We start from the raw sequence: 11,459 nt of genomic DNA, 5'->3' as shown, positions 1-11,459 counted from the left end.
AACTTCGCGTTGCCCGCGTTACACATAAAAAATTAACGAGTACATTCATGAGTGAAATGATTTACGGCATCCATGCGGTGCAGGCTCTGCTGGAACGTGCGCCTGAGCGCTTCCAGGACGTCTTTATTCTCAAAGGTCGTGAAGATAAACGCCTGCTGCCGCTGATCCACGCACTGGAAGCACAGGGTGTTGTCATTCAGTTGGCTAACCGCCAGTTCCTGGATGAGAAAAGTGAGGGTGCGGTACATCAGGGCATTATTGCTCGCGTGAAGCCGGGTCGTCAGTACCAGGAGAACGATCTGCCGGATCTGATTGCTACACTCGATCAGCCGTTCTTTTTGATCCTTGATGGCGTCACTGACCCGCATAATCTGGGCGCATGTCTGCGTAGCGCCGATGCTGCTGGCGTGCATGCGGTTATCGTACCGAAGGATCGTTCTGCGCAGCTGAATGCGACGGCGAAAAAAGTGGCCTGCGGCGCGGCAGAAAGCGTACCGCTGATCCGTGTAACTAATCTGGCACGCACCATGCGTATGCTGCAGGAAGAGAATATCTGGATCGTCGGAACCGCAGGTGAAGCCGACCATACTCTCTACCAGAGCAAAATGACCGGGCGTCTGGCGCTGGTGATGGGCGCAGAGGGTGAAGGTATGCGCCGTCTGACCCGTGAACACTGTGACGAACTCATCAGCATCCCGATGGCAGGTAGCGTTTCGTCGCTGAACGTTTCAGTTGCGACGGGCATCTGCCTGTTTGAAGCAGTCCGCCAGCGCGGATAAATTTAATTTTCAGACAAACCATCCAATTTAGGATGGTTTTTTTTTATCTAAAACGGGTATTATAAGCGAGTAAAAATAACATTCATTTTATTTATTCCTAAATAATCAATATATGGAAGATATATAGTGTGGACTCCACAAATGCTCGCTACTGCGCTGCAGAATATCCATGATTTAAATATTAAAACTCATAATGATGAGCAATCCTTAATAGTTAAAATGGATGATTATGGCGATCTGCAGCTTAACGTTTTATTTACTTCCCGCCAGATGATAATTGAAACTATTATTTGTTCGGTGAATGATATTCAACACCATGACGAATTCAATCTCTTTTTGTTACGTCATCAAAAACTGCTGCCGCTGTCCTCTGTGGGAATTTCTCGCGTTCAGCGAGATGAATATTACGTTGCGTTTGGCGCGCTGTCGCTTAATTCATCTCTGGACGATGTTGTCCTTGAAATGAAAACGTTAGCCGATAATGCGCTGGATCTGGCTGAAATCACTGAAGAATACACGCACGAATAACAAGGAACGTTATTAATGGGAATTTTGAAAAGTCTGTTCACCCTCGGCAAGTCAATGATTTCGCAAGCGGAAGAATCAATTGAAGAAGCACAGGGTGTGCGGATGCTGGAGCAGCATATTCGTGACGCGAAAGGTGAACTGGATAAAGCGGGAAAATCACGGGTTGATCTGTTGGCGCGTGTGAAGCTCAGCAACGACAAACTGAAAGATTTGCGCGACCGTAAATCCACGCTGGAAACGCGAGCGATGGAAGCGCTGAGTAAAAACGTTGATCCATCTTTGATAAATGAAGTTGCGGAAGAGATTGCCCGCCTTGAGAATATGATTTCAGCTGAAGAGCAAGTACTTACTAACATTGAGGCGTCGCGCGATGGCGTTGAGAAAGCGGTGAACGCAACCTCACAACGGATTGCGCAGTTCGAACAGCAGCTTGAGGTGGTAAAGGCAACAGAAGCGATGCAACGCGCCCAACAGGCGGTGACTACATCGACAGTGGGCGCGTCTTCCAGCGTGTCTACAGCCGCAGAGTCGCTCAAGCGTTTGCAAACGCGGCAGGCAGAGCGTCAGGCTCGTCTGGATACCGCTGCGCAACTCGAAAAGGTTGCCGATGGGCGTGACCTCGACGAGAAGCTGGCCGAAGCTGGCATTGGGGCGACCAATAAAAGTTCGGCTCAGGATGTCCTGGCACGACTGCAGCGTCAGCAAGGCGAGTAATGCCGTTCACTTGGGTCATCAAAACGTGCCAACGGCACCTTTCAAGACTGACCTGGCCTGCATTACTGGGGTTATTCGCAGGGCAGTATCTGTTTTGTTACCTGGTGCTGAGGTTACTTGGTGAGGCGGTCCTGGTTGGTCGTCTGAGCGACTTTATTTATTACTGCTCAGTCGTCGGCTCTACGTTGGGTTTTGGTGACATGAGTCCGCAAACTGCGGCAGGTCGGATTTTTACAGCGATCTGGCAAATTCCTGTCAGCGTTGGTTTATTTGGCGCATTAATGGGAAAGGTTATCGGCCTGGTGCAAGGGATGTTAGCGAAAGGAATGATGGGGATGGGAGATTATCAGCATTTGCGTAACCATATGCTGGTGGTCGGTTGGCGAGGCCACCAGACGGAAAAAATGATATCGCTGTTGCTGTATGACACCCGGCGCGCTTTTGAGCGGGTGCTCCTGTGTGAATCAGATGATATTCAGCATCCTTTATCAGGAAATAACTGGGTTGATTTCATTCGTATCCGTAATTTTAATGACCCGCAAGAGCATGCTCGCATGGGGTTATGCAATTGCCAGAGTGTGATCATATTTGCTCGTACAGATGAACTCACGTTTACCATCGCGCTTTCACTGGTAGATTCCATTCCTGAACAATGCCATGTTGTTGCTTATATGGAAGATGAGCGTTACGCAGGATTGCTGGAAGTTCATTGTCCGCGCATTGAAATTGTGCGCAATCTCTCCGCTGAGCAGCTTTCTCGCTCCATTCAGGACCCAGGGTCTTCGCAGTCGGTCGCATCCATCATGAATCCCATGCTGGGTGATACGGGGTTTGCCGTGCCAATACCTGAAGAGGTGGTTTCAATTCGTTATGGCGACCTCATGCGCTATATGAAGCTTCGTCACGATGCCACGGTTTTGGGGATTAGCAGCTGTAAAAATGGTCGGGGGATGGAATTAAATCCGGTCATTTCGACAGAGGTAAAAGGAGGTATGTGGCTGCATCTGATAGGTAATAGCCGCATTCTGGCGAAAGAGATTGCATGGCTGGAGATAGAGGGAAAATAATGACGAGTTTTTTCCAGCGTTTATTTGGTAAAGCTGCTGCCGATGCGCCAGTACGCGGGCCGTTGGGGTTACATCTGAATGCAGGGTTTACGCTCAATACGCTGGCGTTTCGCCTGCTGGAAGAGTCTTTGCTGATCGAATTACCTGGTGAGGAGTACACCGTCGCCGCGGTTAGCCATATTGATTTGGGAGGAGGAAGCCAGATTTTCCGCTACTACACGTCTGGAGAGGAGTTTCTGCAAATCAATACCACGGGCGGCTCAGATATTGATGATATCGACGATATCAAATTTTTTGTTTATGAAGAAAGTTACGGGATTTCACAGAAAAAACACTGGCAGTCTGCCATTAGCCCGTCCGCAATAGGTACGCCGACGCTGAGCTGGCAGGAAGTATGCTGGCAGCGCTTTTTTAACGATGAAGAGCCGGGGAATATTGAACCGGTTTATATGCTGGAGAAAGTGGAAAATCATCAGCATGCCACATGGGATGTACATAATTTTACTATGGGCTACCAGCGGCAGGTTACAGATGATACGTGGGAATACCTGTTGTTAAACGGTGAAGAGTCGTTCAATGAGCAGGGAGAGCCTGAGTGGGTATTTTCGCGGGCGCTGGGTGTAGATATTTCATTAACATCGCTTGATATTATTGGTTAATTTTAGGGATGGTTACAATGCATATACTGGATTCATTACTGGCTTTTTGCGCCTATTTTTTTATTGGTGCAGCCATGGTGATAATTTTTCTTATCATCTATTCAAAGATTACACCGCACAATGAATGGCAGCTGATTAAAAATAATAATACGGCAGCATCGCTGGCCTTTAGCGGTACATTGCTGGGCTACGTTATTCCGTTATCCAGCGCGGCAATAAATGCTGTTAGCATCCCGGATTATTTTTGTTGGGGGGCAATTGCGCTGGTAATTCAACTCATTATCTACGGCGGCGTGCGTTTATACATGCCAGCACTGAGTGAGAAAATTATTAATCACAATACCGCAGCGGGAATGTTTATGGGGACCGCTGCCCTGGCGGGGGGCATTTTTAACGCCGCCTGCATGACATGGTAATGGACGATCATGGCAAGAATACGTAAATCCGGAAACAAAAACAGGACGTCAGGGCATTCCTCCATCACGCGAATCGGACGCCCGGTCGATCCTTTTGCAAAAAAACGCAGCCGCTACAGCGGAAAATATCTGACGTTGGCCATTATGGGCGGTGCGGCATTTTTTATCCTTAAAGGATGCACAGACGACGATAATACCGATAACGACGGTGACGGTACCTTTTACTCCACGGTGAACGAATGCATTGACGGTGGCAATAGCGCCACCGTTTGTGCCGATGGCTGGAACAATGCGAAATCAGAGTTTTACGCTGATCTGCCGAAGCAAATGAGCAAGGAGAGTTGTCAGACGCAGTTTGGTGACTGCTATCTCGATAGCACCGATCAAAGCTGGGTGCCGGTATTCACCGGTTTTTTACTCAGCCGCATTATTCGTAAGGATCGCGACGAGCAGTATGTCTACAGCAGCGGCGGTTCTTCTTATGCTTCACGCCCGGTCTGGCGTACGCCTTCCGGAGATTACAGTTGGCGTTCCGGTAGCGGAAAGAGTGATACCGCAACCAGCCATAGCTATACGACGAAAAAAGTCTCGACAGTTTCACGCGGCGGCTACGGACGTTCGTCCAGCGCACGCGGGCACTGGGGAGGTTAACGATGCTGCGACATGATGTCCCTGTGCGCCCCGCTCTGGACAGGATCGCCTACGATCATGGTTTCGATTTTCATATTATCGATGACGAAATCTATTGGGATGAGAGTCGGGCATACCGCTTTACGCTCAGGCAAGTGGAAGAGCAGATCGAAAAGCCTACCGCAGAATTGCACCAGATGTGTCTGGATGTCGTCGAGCGGGCAGTTAAAGACGAACAGATTATGCAGCAACTGGCGATCCCGCCCCTGTACTGGGATGTGATTGCCGAAAGCTGGCGCGATCGCGATCCTTCGCTGTATGGCCGCATGGATTTTGTCTGGTGCGGGAATAACGCCCCGGTCAAGCTGCTGGAGTACAACGCCGATACGCCAACGTCGCTCTACGAGTCCGCGTATTTCCAGTGGTTATGGCTGGAAGATGCGCGTCGTAGCGGAGTGATCCCACGCGATGCCGACCAGTACAACGCTATTCAGGAGCGGCTGATCTCTCGTTTTGCTGAGCTTTATAGTCCCGAGCCCTTCTATTTCTGCTGCTGCGAAGATACCGATGAAGATCGGACCACGGTATTGTATTTACAGGATTGCGCGCAGCAGGCTGGGCAAAAGTCACGATTTATTTATGTCGAAGAACTGGGGCTTGGCGTCGGCGGCGTGCTCACGGATCTGGACGATAACGTCGTTCGTCGCGCCTTTAAGCTCTATCCCCTGGAGTGGATGATGCGCGATGAAAATGGTCCCTTACTGCGCCATCGCCGAGAACAGTGGGTTGAGCCGTTGTGGAAGAGTGTGCTCAGCAATAAAGGGCTGATGCCTTTGCTGTGGCGATTTTTTCCCAACCATCCTAATCTGCTTCCCGCCTGGTTTGATGGTGAAACGCCACAAATTGCGGCTGGTAAAAGTTATGTGCGCAAACCGATATTTTCTCGGGAGGGGGGAAACGTCACCATTTTTAATGGTCAGCAGCAGGTCGTTGAACATGCTGAGGGGGACTACGCCGAAGAGCCGATGATCTATCAGGCATTTCAGCCATTACCGCACTTTGGCGACAGCTATACGCTGATCGGCAGTTGGATCGTGGATGATGAAGCCTGTGGTATGGGGATCCGCGAGGACAATACGTTGATCACTAAAGATACTTCTCGTTTCGTCCCTCACTATATTGCGGGCTAACCGCACTTTTGTGATCTCCCTCCGTCGCGAATAATGAGGTTCTGACCATACTTAAGGCGAGGGCCATTGACGGAGGGAGACACAATGCACTGGCAAACGCATACCGTTTTTAACCAACCTGTACCGCTCAATAACAGCAATTTGTACCTGTCGGATGGGGCTCTGTGCGAAGCGGTCAATCGCGAAGGCGCGGCCTGGGACAGCGATCTTCTCGCCAGTATTGGTCAGCAGTTAGGGACTGCCGAGTCGCTCGAATTGGGTCGGTTGGCTAACGCTTATCCACCGGAACTGTTGCGCTACGACCCGCAGGGGCAGCGGTTGGATGATGTGCGTTTTCATCCAGCCTGGCATATGCTGATGCAGGGATTGTGCGCCAACCGCGTACATAATCTGGCCTGGGAAGAAGACGCGAGGCAGGGAACATTTGTTGCCCGGGCGGCCCGCTTCATGCTGCATGCACAGGTGGAAGCGGGTACGTTGTGTCCGGTGACTATGACGTTTGCCGCCACGCCGCTGTTGATCCAAATGTTACCTGCACAATTTCGCGACTGGTTGACGCCGCTGCTAAGCGACCGTTATGACTCGCATTTACTGCCCGGAGGGCAAAAGCGTGGGCTGCTAATCGGCATGGGAATGACCGAAAAGCAGGGTGGTTCAGATGTGCTGAGCAATACCACTCAGGCAGAACGTCTTACAGACGGCGCGTATCGGCTGGTCGGACATAAGTGGTTTTTCTCCGTGCCGCAAAGCGATGCCCATTTGGTGTTGGCTCAGGCAAAGGGCGGTTTATCCTGCTTTTTTGTACCGCGATTTTTACCTGATGGGAGCCGGAATGCGATTCGTTTTGAACGACTCAAAGATAAGTTAGGCAACCGATCCAACGCCAGCTGCGAGGTTGAATTCCACGATGCGATTGGTTGGCTATTGGGTGACGAAGGGGAAGGTATCCGCCTTATCCTGAAAATGGGCGGGATGACGCGTTTTGACTGCGCGCTCGGCAGTCACGGCATGATGCGGCGTGCTTTTTCCGTCGCGATTTACCATGCACATCAGCGACAGGTTTTTGGTAAGGCATTGATTGAACAACCGATGATGCGTCAGGTATTAGGTCGAATGGCGCTCCAGTTAGAAGGACAGACGGCGTTATTGTTCCGACTGGCGCGGGCCTGGGACCGTCGTGCTGATGTCAAAGAAGCGCTGTGGGCCAGGTTGTTTACGCCAGCAGCGAAATTCTCCATTTGCAAGGCCGGTATGCCGTTTGTGGCAGAGGCGATGGAAGTGCTGGGCGGGATTGGCTATTGCGAGGAGAGCGAGCTGCCGCGGCTGTATCGTGAGATGCCGGTAAACAGTATTTGGGAAGGCTCCGGTAACATTATGTGCCTTGATGTATTGCGGGTACTGACAAAACAACCCGGCATCTACGATATGCTCAGCGAAGCTTTTGCGGAGGTAAAGGGGCAAGATCGGCATTACGATCGAATGGTACGTCAGCTACAGCAACGTTTACGTAAACCCAGCGAGGAGTTGGGACGGGAGATTACGCAGCAACTGTTCTTGCTCGGCTGCGGGGCACAGATGTTGCGCTATGCCTCTCCGCCAGTGGCGCAGGCCTGGTGTCAAATGATGCTCGATACGCGGGGCGGACTACGATTGTCTGAACAGGTGCTGAACGATTTGCTCCTGCGGGCAACGGGGGGATTACGGTAATAACTTGCCTGATGGCGACGCGGGCGCGTCTTATCATGCCTACGCTCAGTCCAGGTCAGATAAGTTTACGCCATCCGGCAATCTGTTACGCATAAAGTATGGCCTGTACGCGCCAGTTATCGGGCTGCTGGTCTTCGTACATTTGAATGATCCGATACCATGAGGCACCTTGTTCATCCGCTTTTAACGCGATTACACGTTCTACATCCTGCGGATTCCCAGCAATGTTACTGACAGAGATCAGGCCAATTTCGTTCAGGCCCGTAACGCAGTCAGCACTGGCGAACTCGGCAGACTGCGCCGTAGTACCTACCAGTCCGGCAGAAAGCAGCAGTGAGGATAAGGCAAGTGTTTGTTTCATCGTCAGCTCCATTATTCGTACCCCTACACACGGCAGGGCATTCCATCGCGATAATAAACCGCAAGCTTCCTGCTGTTGGTTTATTGTGCACAGGTAAACGCATAGGGGCGCAAAGCAATGTAAAGCTGACTAAATTTCAACCCAATGTTATTTACGATACAAAATTGCCTGTGAATACCATTGGCCTGTCACGATGGTTTCATCCACTAATAAAACCACGTAGTAATCAGCTTTAGCCGCGACGGCTTTGGCACGGATCTCTGCCAGCGCATCATCCGGAGAGCCTCTTACCAGCGAGCTAACCGTCCCTATTCGCTGTAACCCATTACTTTGGTCACGGCGAATCTCCTGCGGGTGGTCGGCAACGGGTGGTGCGGGTTGCGGAGTTCCCTGTAGCACGCTACAGGCGCTTAAAAACACCACCAACAATAAAGAGGCAAACCGACGCATAACTCTATCTCGTTTCCTGATATCCATAGTGTAGTGCCTTATCAATTTCCCTTTAGGGGAATGTTCCCGAATTGTTATCTCTCACGCGATTTTCGAATGAAAATGTTGTGAAAGCGTAACCCAGTTCTCAACATTATGAATCATTGCCGAACACATTCGCTTGCGTTAAGTATTGCTGCATGGCATACCAGAAAGAAAGAGGCGACAAATGATCGAAATTGAAACACGACAGTTGGCTGGTATCCCTGTCCTGCACGCCGTTCCGGCAGGCAAGTGTGAAAGTTCACTCCCATGCATTATCTTCTACCACGGATTTACATCTTCAAGTCTGGTCTACAGTTATTTTGCCGTTGCTCTGGCTCAGGCCGGATTTCGCGTCGTCATGCCAGATGCGCCCGACCATGGTGTCCGCTTTAACGGTAATGCTCAGGAGCGAATGTTCCGCTTCTGGAATATATTGCAGCAAAACATGCAGGAATTTACGACGTTACGTGCGGCGCTGGTGGCGGAAAATTGGTTATCAGATGAACGACTTGCTGTTGCGGGAGCATCCATGGGGGGAATGACGGCGTTGGGCATTATGGCTCGCCACACCGAGGTTAAATGTGTAGCCAGCCTGATGGGTTCAGGCTATTTCACCCGTCTTGCGCGTACGCTTTTTCCTCCTTTGCAGGTCCAGACGCCAGAGCAGCAGGCAGAGTTCGATGCCGTTATTGATCCGCTAGCCGAATGGGATGTTACGCATCAACTGCAACGTCTGGCCGATAGACCATTGCTGCTGTGGCATGGACAAGAAGACGATGTGGTACCGGCGGTTGAAACCTACCGCTTACAGCAGGCGCTGATTCAGGCAGGGTTGGACAATAATCTGACCTGCCTGTGGGAAGCGGGCGTGCGCCATCGCATTACGCCTGAAGCGCTGGCTGCGACGGTAACATTTTTTCGCCAGCACCTTTAAACGCGCATAATGCTTACGCCCTGAGCTTCAAGCTGTTGCAGAATTTCAGGGTTCGCGTTTTTACCGGTAATGAGCATATCGATTTGATCGGCGCGGCTGAACAGCATCCCCGCGCGTTCACCGACCTTACTGCTGTCGACTAGTACCACCAGTTTGCCCACCACGTTAAGCATCTTCTGCTCGGCCATCGCAGTCAGCATATCGGTTTTATACAGTCCGTCCGCGGTCAACCCTTTACCGCTGGTAAACATCCAGTGTCCGGCATACAGGCTATTTTCACTGCCTTGCGGGCTAAGCGTGATGGATTGGCTTTTGTTGTATTGCCCGCCCATGATGATCACGCTGTCATGCTCCTGGTCGATCAGATAATTTGCCAGCGGCAGATAATTGGTGATGATCTGCACTGGCTTGCCGCACATTTCACGACCCAGCAGGAAAGCGGTCGATCCGCAGTTGATCACCACACTTTCACCCGCATTCACAAGCTGGGATGCCGCCTTGGCAATACGTACTTTTTCATCGTGGTTCTGCGCCTGGTGCAAATTCATTGGCGTCCAGCGCGGACGCTGCTGCGTAATAGCTTCTGCGCCGTTGCGGACTTTCTTGAGTTTGCCGCTTTCGTCGAGTTTGTTGATGTCCCTACGGGCCGTTGCGGGTGAAATCCCCAGACGCTCAATCACGTTCTCAACGGTAACAAAGCCCAACTGCGCCAGCATATCCAGCAATATTTGATGTCTTTGTGCTTCAGTCATGAGCTATTCCGATACAAATTGATTTGAAAAGATGATATTTGAAATAGCCTGGAAATACTAAAGTAAAAGGGAAAAATGCCGGGATGACCCGGCATTTTGTGTGGATCACAGGAAGGATTTAAACGGTAAATCTGGTTCAATGGTGAAGCAGTCATCAAAGCCGCGCGGATAGTGATATTCAAAGTTATCTTTGTCCAGCGGCCAGGTGAACTTGCCGCCTACCTGCCAGATGAATGGCTTAAAGCCATACTTCAGCCGATCCTTTTTCATCTCCCACAGGACGCGGATCTCTTGAGGGTCAGCCTGAAAGTTTGACCAGATGTCATGATGGAAGGGGATCACCACTTTCGTATTCAGCGCTTCAGCCATACGCAGCATGTCGGCGCTGGTCATTTTGTCGGTAATACCACGCGGATTCTCACCGTAGGATCCAAGCGCGACGTCAATCTGGTGCTCGTTGCCATGTTTTGCATAATAGTTGGAGTAGTGTGAGTCTCCGCTGTGATACAGCGTCCCCCCCGGCGTTTTGAACAGGTAGTTTACCGCGCGGGCATCCATACCATCCGGCAGCACGCCTGCCGCTTTTTGATCTGCAGGCAAGGTGATTAATGCCGTACGATCAAACGCGTCGAGCGCGTGAATCTCAATATCTTTTACTTTAACAACGTCGCCCGGTTTCACTACGATGCAGCGTTCTTTTGGTACGCCCCAACCGATCCATAGATCCACGCAGGTTTGTGGTCCGATAAACGGCACGTCGTCGGCGCAGTTCTGCATGACGGCTGCCGCAACATTCACATCGATGTGATCGTTATGATCGTGCGTCGCGAGTACCGCATCGATCTGTCGAATGGCAAACGGATCAAGAACAAACGGTGTGGTGCGCAGATTCGGCTGCAGTTTTTTCACCCCTGCCATACGTTGCATTTGGTGGCCGGTTTTCATCAGCGGGTTACCGTGACTCTGTTTACCCGTACCGCACCAAAAATCGACGCAGACGTTAGTCCCGCCCTCTGACTTCAGCCAAATTCCGGTACAGCCAAGCCACCACATAGCGAAAGTGCCTGGTGCAACCTGTTCCTGTTCGATCTCTTCATTCAGCCAGCTTCCCCACTCCGGGAATGTACTCAGGATCCATGATTCACGCGTGATGCTTTTTACTTTACTCATCGCATTTACCTTCATGTTTACTCAAATTTAATCAATGTGTGATTTGTTTTGATTAATCCTGACATTATTTTTTCATAT

The 11,459-nt window shown here is 50.8% G+C and carries 14 protein-coding genes; 10 read left to right on the top strand and 4 right to left on the bottom strand.

All coding sequences use genetic code 11. From position 1 onward, the window contains the following. The first annotated feature begins 47 nt into the window (after window positions 1-47). The 9 genes from rlmB to NMD08_RS23120 all read left to right on the top strand — a co-directional run bounded on the left by rlmB (window position 48) and on the right by NMD08_RS23120 (window position 7,690). Window positions 48-779 carry a 23S rRNA (guanosine(2251)-2'-O)-methyltransferase RlmB gene (rlmB, locus tag NMD08_RS23160; protein ID WP_003830482.1) on the top strand — a complete coding sequence of 244 codons (732 nt, stop codon included), beginning with the start codon at window positions 48-50 and terminating at the stop codon, window positions 777-779. 123 nt (window positions 780-902) lie between these two features. Further along, window positions 903-1,307, top strand: coding sequence for a DUF2170 family protein (locus NMD08_RS23155; protein ID WP_151224459.1), 405 nt, complete (start codon window positions 903-905; stop codon window positions 1,305-1,307). Window positions 1,308-1,322: 15 nt separating this feature from the next. Next, window positions 1,323-2,021, top strand: a complete 699-nt coding sequence (locus NMD08_RS23150; RefSeq protein WP_187253603.1) for a PspA/IM30 family protein — start codon at window positions 1,323-1,325, stop codon at window positions 2,019-2,021. Beyond that, complete coding sequence (locus NMD08_RS23145) at window positions 2,021-3,088, top strand: potassium channel family protein (protein ID WP_286540808.1); 1,068 nt, start codon at window positions 2,021-2,023, stop codon at window positions 3,086-3,088. The genes NMD08_RS23150 and NMD08_RS23145 overlap by 1 nt, the downstream gene beginning before the upstream one ends. Continuing rightward, window positions 3,064-3,747 (top strand): YjfK family protein, encoded by a 684-nt coding sequence (locus NMD08_RS23140; RefSeq protein ID WP_187253605.1) that lies wholly within the window; start codon window positions 3,064-3,066, stop codon window positions 3,745-3,747. Before NMD08_RS23145 ends, NMD08_RS23140 begins: the two co-directional genes overlap by 25 nt. 17 nt (window positions 3,748-3,764) lie before the next feature. Continuing rightward, the gene (locus NMD08_RS23135; RefSeq protein WP_006686318.1) at window positions 3,765-4,163 is read left to right on the top strand and encodes a DUF350 domain-containing protein; all 399 of its coding nucleotides are present in this window, start codon (window positions 3,765-3,767) and stop codon (window positions 4,161-4,163) included. A gap of 9 nt (window positions 4,164-4,172) precedes the next feature. After that, window positions 4,173-4,814, top strand: coding sequence for a DUF1190 domain-containing protein (locus NMD08_RS23130; RefSeq protein ID WP_187259217.1), 642 nt, complete (start codon window positions 4,173-4,175; stop codon window positions 4,812-4,814). 2 nt (window positions 4,815-4,816) lie between these two features. Next, a complete protein-coding gene (locus NMD08_RS23125) occupies window positions 4,817-5,983 on the top strand; it encodes a glutathionylspermidine synthase family protein (RefSeq protein ID WP_151217354.1) in 1,167 nt (388 codons plus the stop codon). Between the two features lie 84 nt (window positions 5,984-6,067). Next, the gene (locus NMD08_RS23120) at window positions 6,068-7,690 is read left to right on the top strand and encodes an isovaleryl-CoA dehydrogenase (RefSeq protein WP_370619158.1); all 1,623 of its coding nucleotides are present in this window, start codon (window positions 6,068-6,070) and stop codon (window positions 7,688-7,690) included. An 85-nt stretch (window positions 7,691-7,775) separates the two neighbouring features. Here the strand turns inward: NMD08_RS23120 and yjfN are convergent, their stop codons facing one another. Together yjfN and bsmA are read right to left on the bottom strand one after the other, a co-directional pair. After that, entirely contained in the window at window positions 7,776-8,051 is a 276-nt protein-coding gene (gene yjfN / locus NMD08_RS23115; RefSeq protein ID WP_151217356.1) for a DUF1471 family protease activator YjfN, read from the bottom strand. Window positions 8,052-8,198: 147 nt separating this feature from the next. After that, complete coding sequence (gene bsmA / locus NMD08_RS23110; RefSeq protein WP_151217358.1) at window positions 8,199-8,528, bottom strand: biofilm peroxide resistance protein BsmA; 330 nt, start codon at window positions 8,526-8,528, stop codon at window positions 8,199-8,201. 181 nt (window positions 8,529-8,709) lie between these two features. On the opposite strand from bsmA, the gene yjfP reads away from it, so the two are divergent. Then, entirely contained in the window at window positions 8,710-9,459 is a 750-nt protein-coding gene (gene yjfP, locus NMD08_RS23105; protein WP_151224462.1) for an esterase, read from the top strand. Here the strand turns inward: yjfP and ulaR are convergent. Together ulaR and ulaG are read right to left on the bottom strand one after the other, a co-directional pair. Further along, window positions 9,456-10,211: an HTH-type transcriptional regulator UlaR gene (gene ulaR, locus NMD08_RS23100; RefSeq protein ID WP_003025646.1), complete on the bottom strand. Its 756-nt coding sequence runs from the start codon at window positions 10,209-10,211 to the stop codon at window positions 9,456-9,458. The two genes, yjfP and ulaR, sit on opposite strands and share 4 nt — an antisense overlap. A gap of 105 nt (window positions 10,212-10,316) precedes the next feature. Then, window positions 10,317-11,381 carry an L-ascorbate 6-phosphate lactonase gene (ulaG, locus tag NMD08_RS23095; RefSeq protein ID WP_151217362.1) on the bottom strand — a complete coding sequence of 355 codons (1,065 nt, stop codon included), beginning with the start codon at window positions 11,379-11,381 and terminating at the stop codon, window positions 10,317-10,319. Between the last annotated feature and the right edge of the window lie 78 nt (window positions 11,382-11,459).

The organism is Citrobacter meridianamericanus, from assembly GCF_041320245.1.
Taxonomy (GTDB): domain Bacteria; phylum Pseudomonadota; class Gammaproteobacteria; order Enterobacterales; family Enterobacteriaceae; genus Citrobacter; species Citrobacter meridianamericanus.
Note: the sequence above shows the minus strand (reverse complement) of the source record. Positions and strands in the feature narration are given on the sequence as shown.

What these genes read in the sequence shown, in the direction of transcription:
- rlmB (WP_003830482.1), top strand. Translation starts at nt 48, where the DNA reads ATGAGTGAAATGATTTACGGCATCCATGCGGTGCAGGCTCTGCTGGAA.
- NMD08_RS23150 (WP_187253603.1), top strand. Translation starts at nt 1,323, where the DNA reads ATGGGAATTTTGAAAAGTCTGTTCACCCTCGGCAAGTCAATGATTTCG.
- NMD08_RS23145 (WP_286540808.1), top strand. Translation starts at nt 2,021, where the DNA reads ATGCCGTTCACTTGGGTCATCAAAACGTGCCAACGGCACCTTTCAAGA.
- NMD08_RS23140 (WP_187253605.1), top strand. Translation starts at nt 3,064, where the DNA reads ATGGCTGGAGATAGAGGGAAAATAATGACGAGTTTTTTCCAGCGTTTA.
- NMD08_RS23135 (WP_006686318.1), top strand. Translation starts at nt 3,765, where the DNA reads ATGCATATACTGGATTCATTACTGGCTTTTTGCGCCTATTTTTTTATT.
- NMD08_RS23130 (WP_187259217.1), top strand. Translation starts at nt 4,173, where the DNA reads ATGGCAAGAATACGTAAATCCGGAAACAAAAACAGGACGTCAGGGCAT.
- NMD08_RS23125 (WP_151217354.1), top strand. Translation starts at nt 4,817, where the DNA reads ATGCTGCGACATGATGTCCCTGTGCGCCCCGCTCTGGACAGGATCGCC.
- NMD08_RS23120 (WP_370619158.1), top strand. Translation starts at nt 6,068, where the DNA reads ATGCACTGGCAAACGCATACCGTTTTTAACCAACCTGTACCGCTCAAT.
- yjfN (WP_151217356.1), bottom strand. Translation starts at nt 8,051, where the DNA reads ATGAAACAAACACTTGCCTTATCCTCACTGCTGCTTTCTGCCGGACTG.
- bsmA (WP_151217358.1), bottom strand. Translation starts at nt 8,528, where the DNA reads ATGGATATCAGGAAACGAGATAGAGTTATGCGTCGGTTTGCCTCTTTA.
- yjfP (WP_151224462.1), top strand. Translation starts at nt 8,710, where the DNA reads ATGATCGAAATTGAAACACGACAGTTGGCTGGTATCCCTGTCCTGCAC.
- ulaR (WP_003025646.1), bottom strand. Translation starts at nt 10,211, where the DNA reads ATGACTGAAGCACAAAGACATCAAATATTGCTGGATATGCTGGCGCAG.
- ulaG (WP_151217362.1), bottom strand. Translation starts at nt 11,381, where the DNA reads ATGAGTAAAGTAAAAAGCATCACGCGTGAATCATGGATCCTGAGTACA.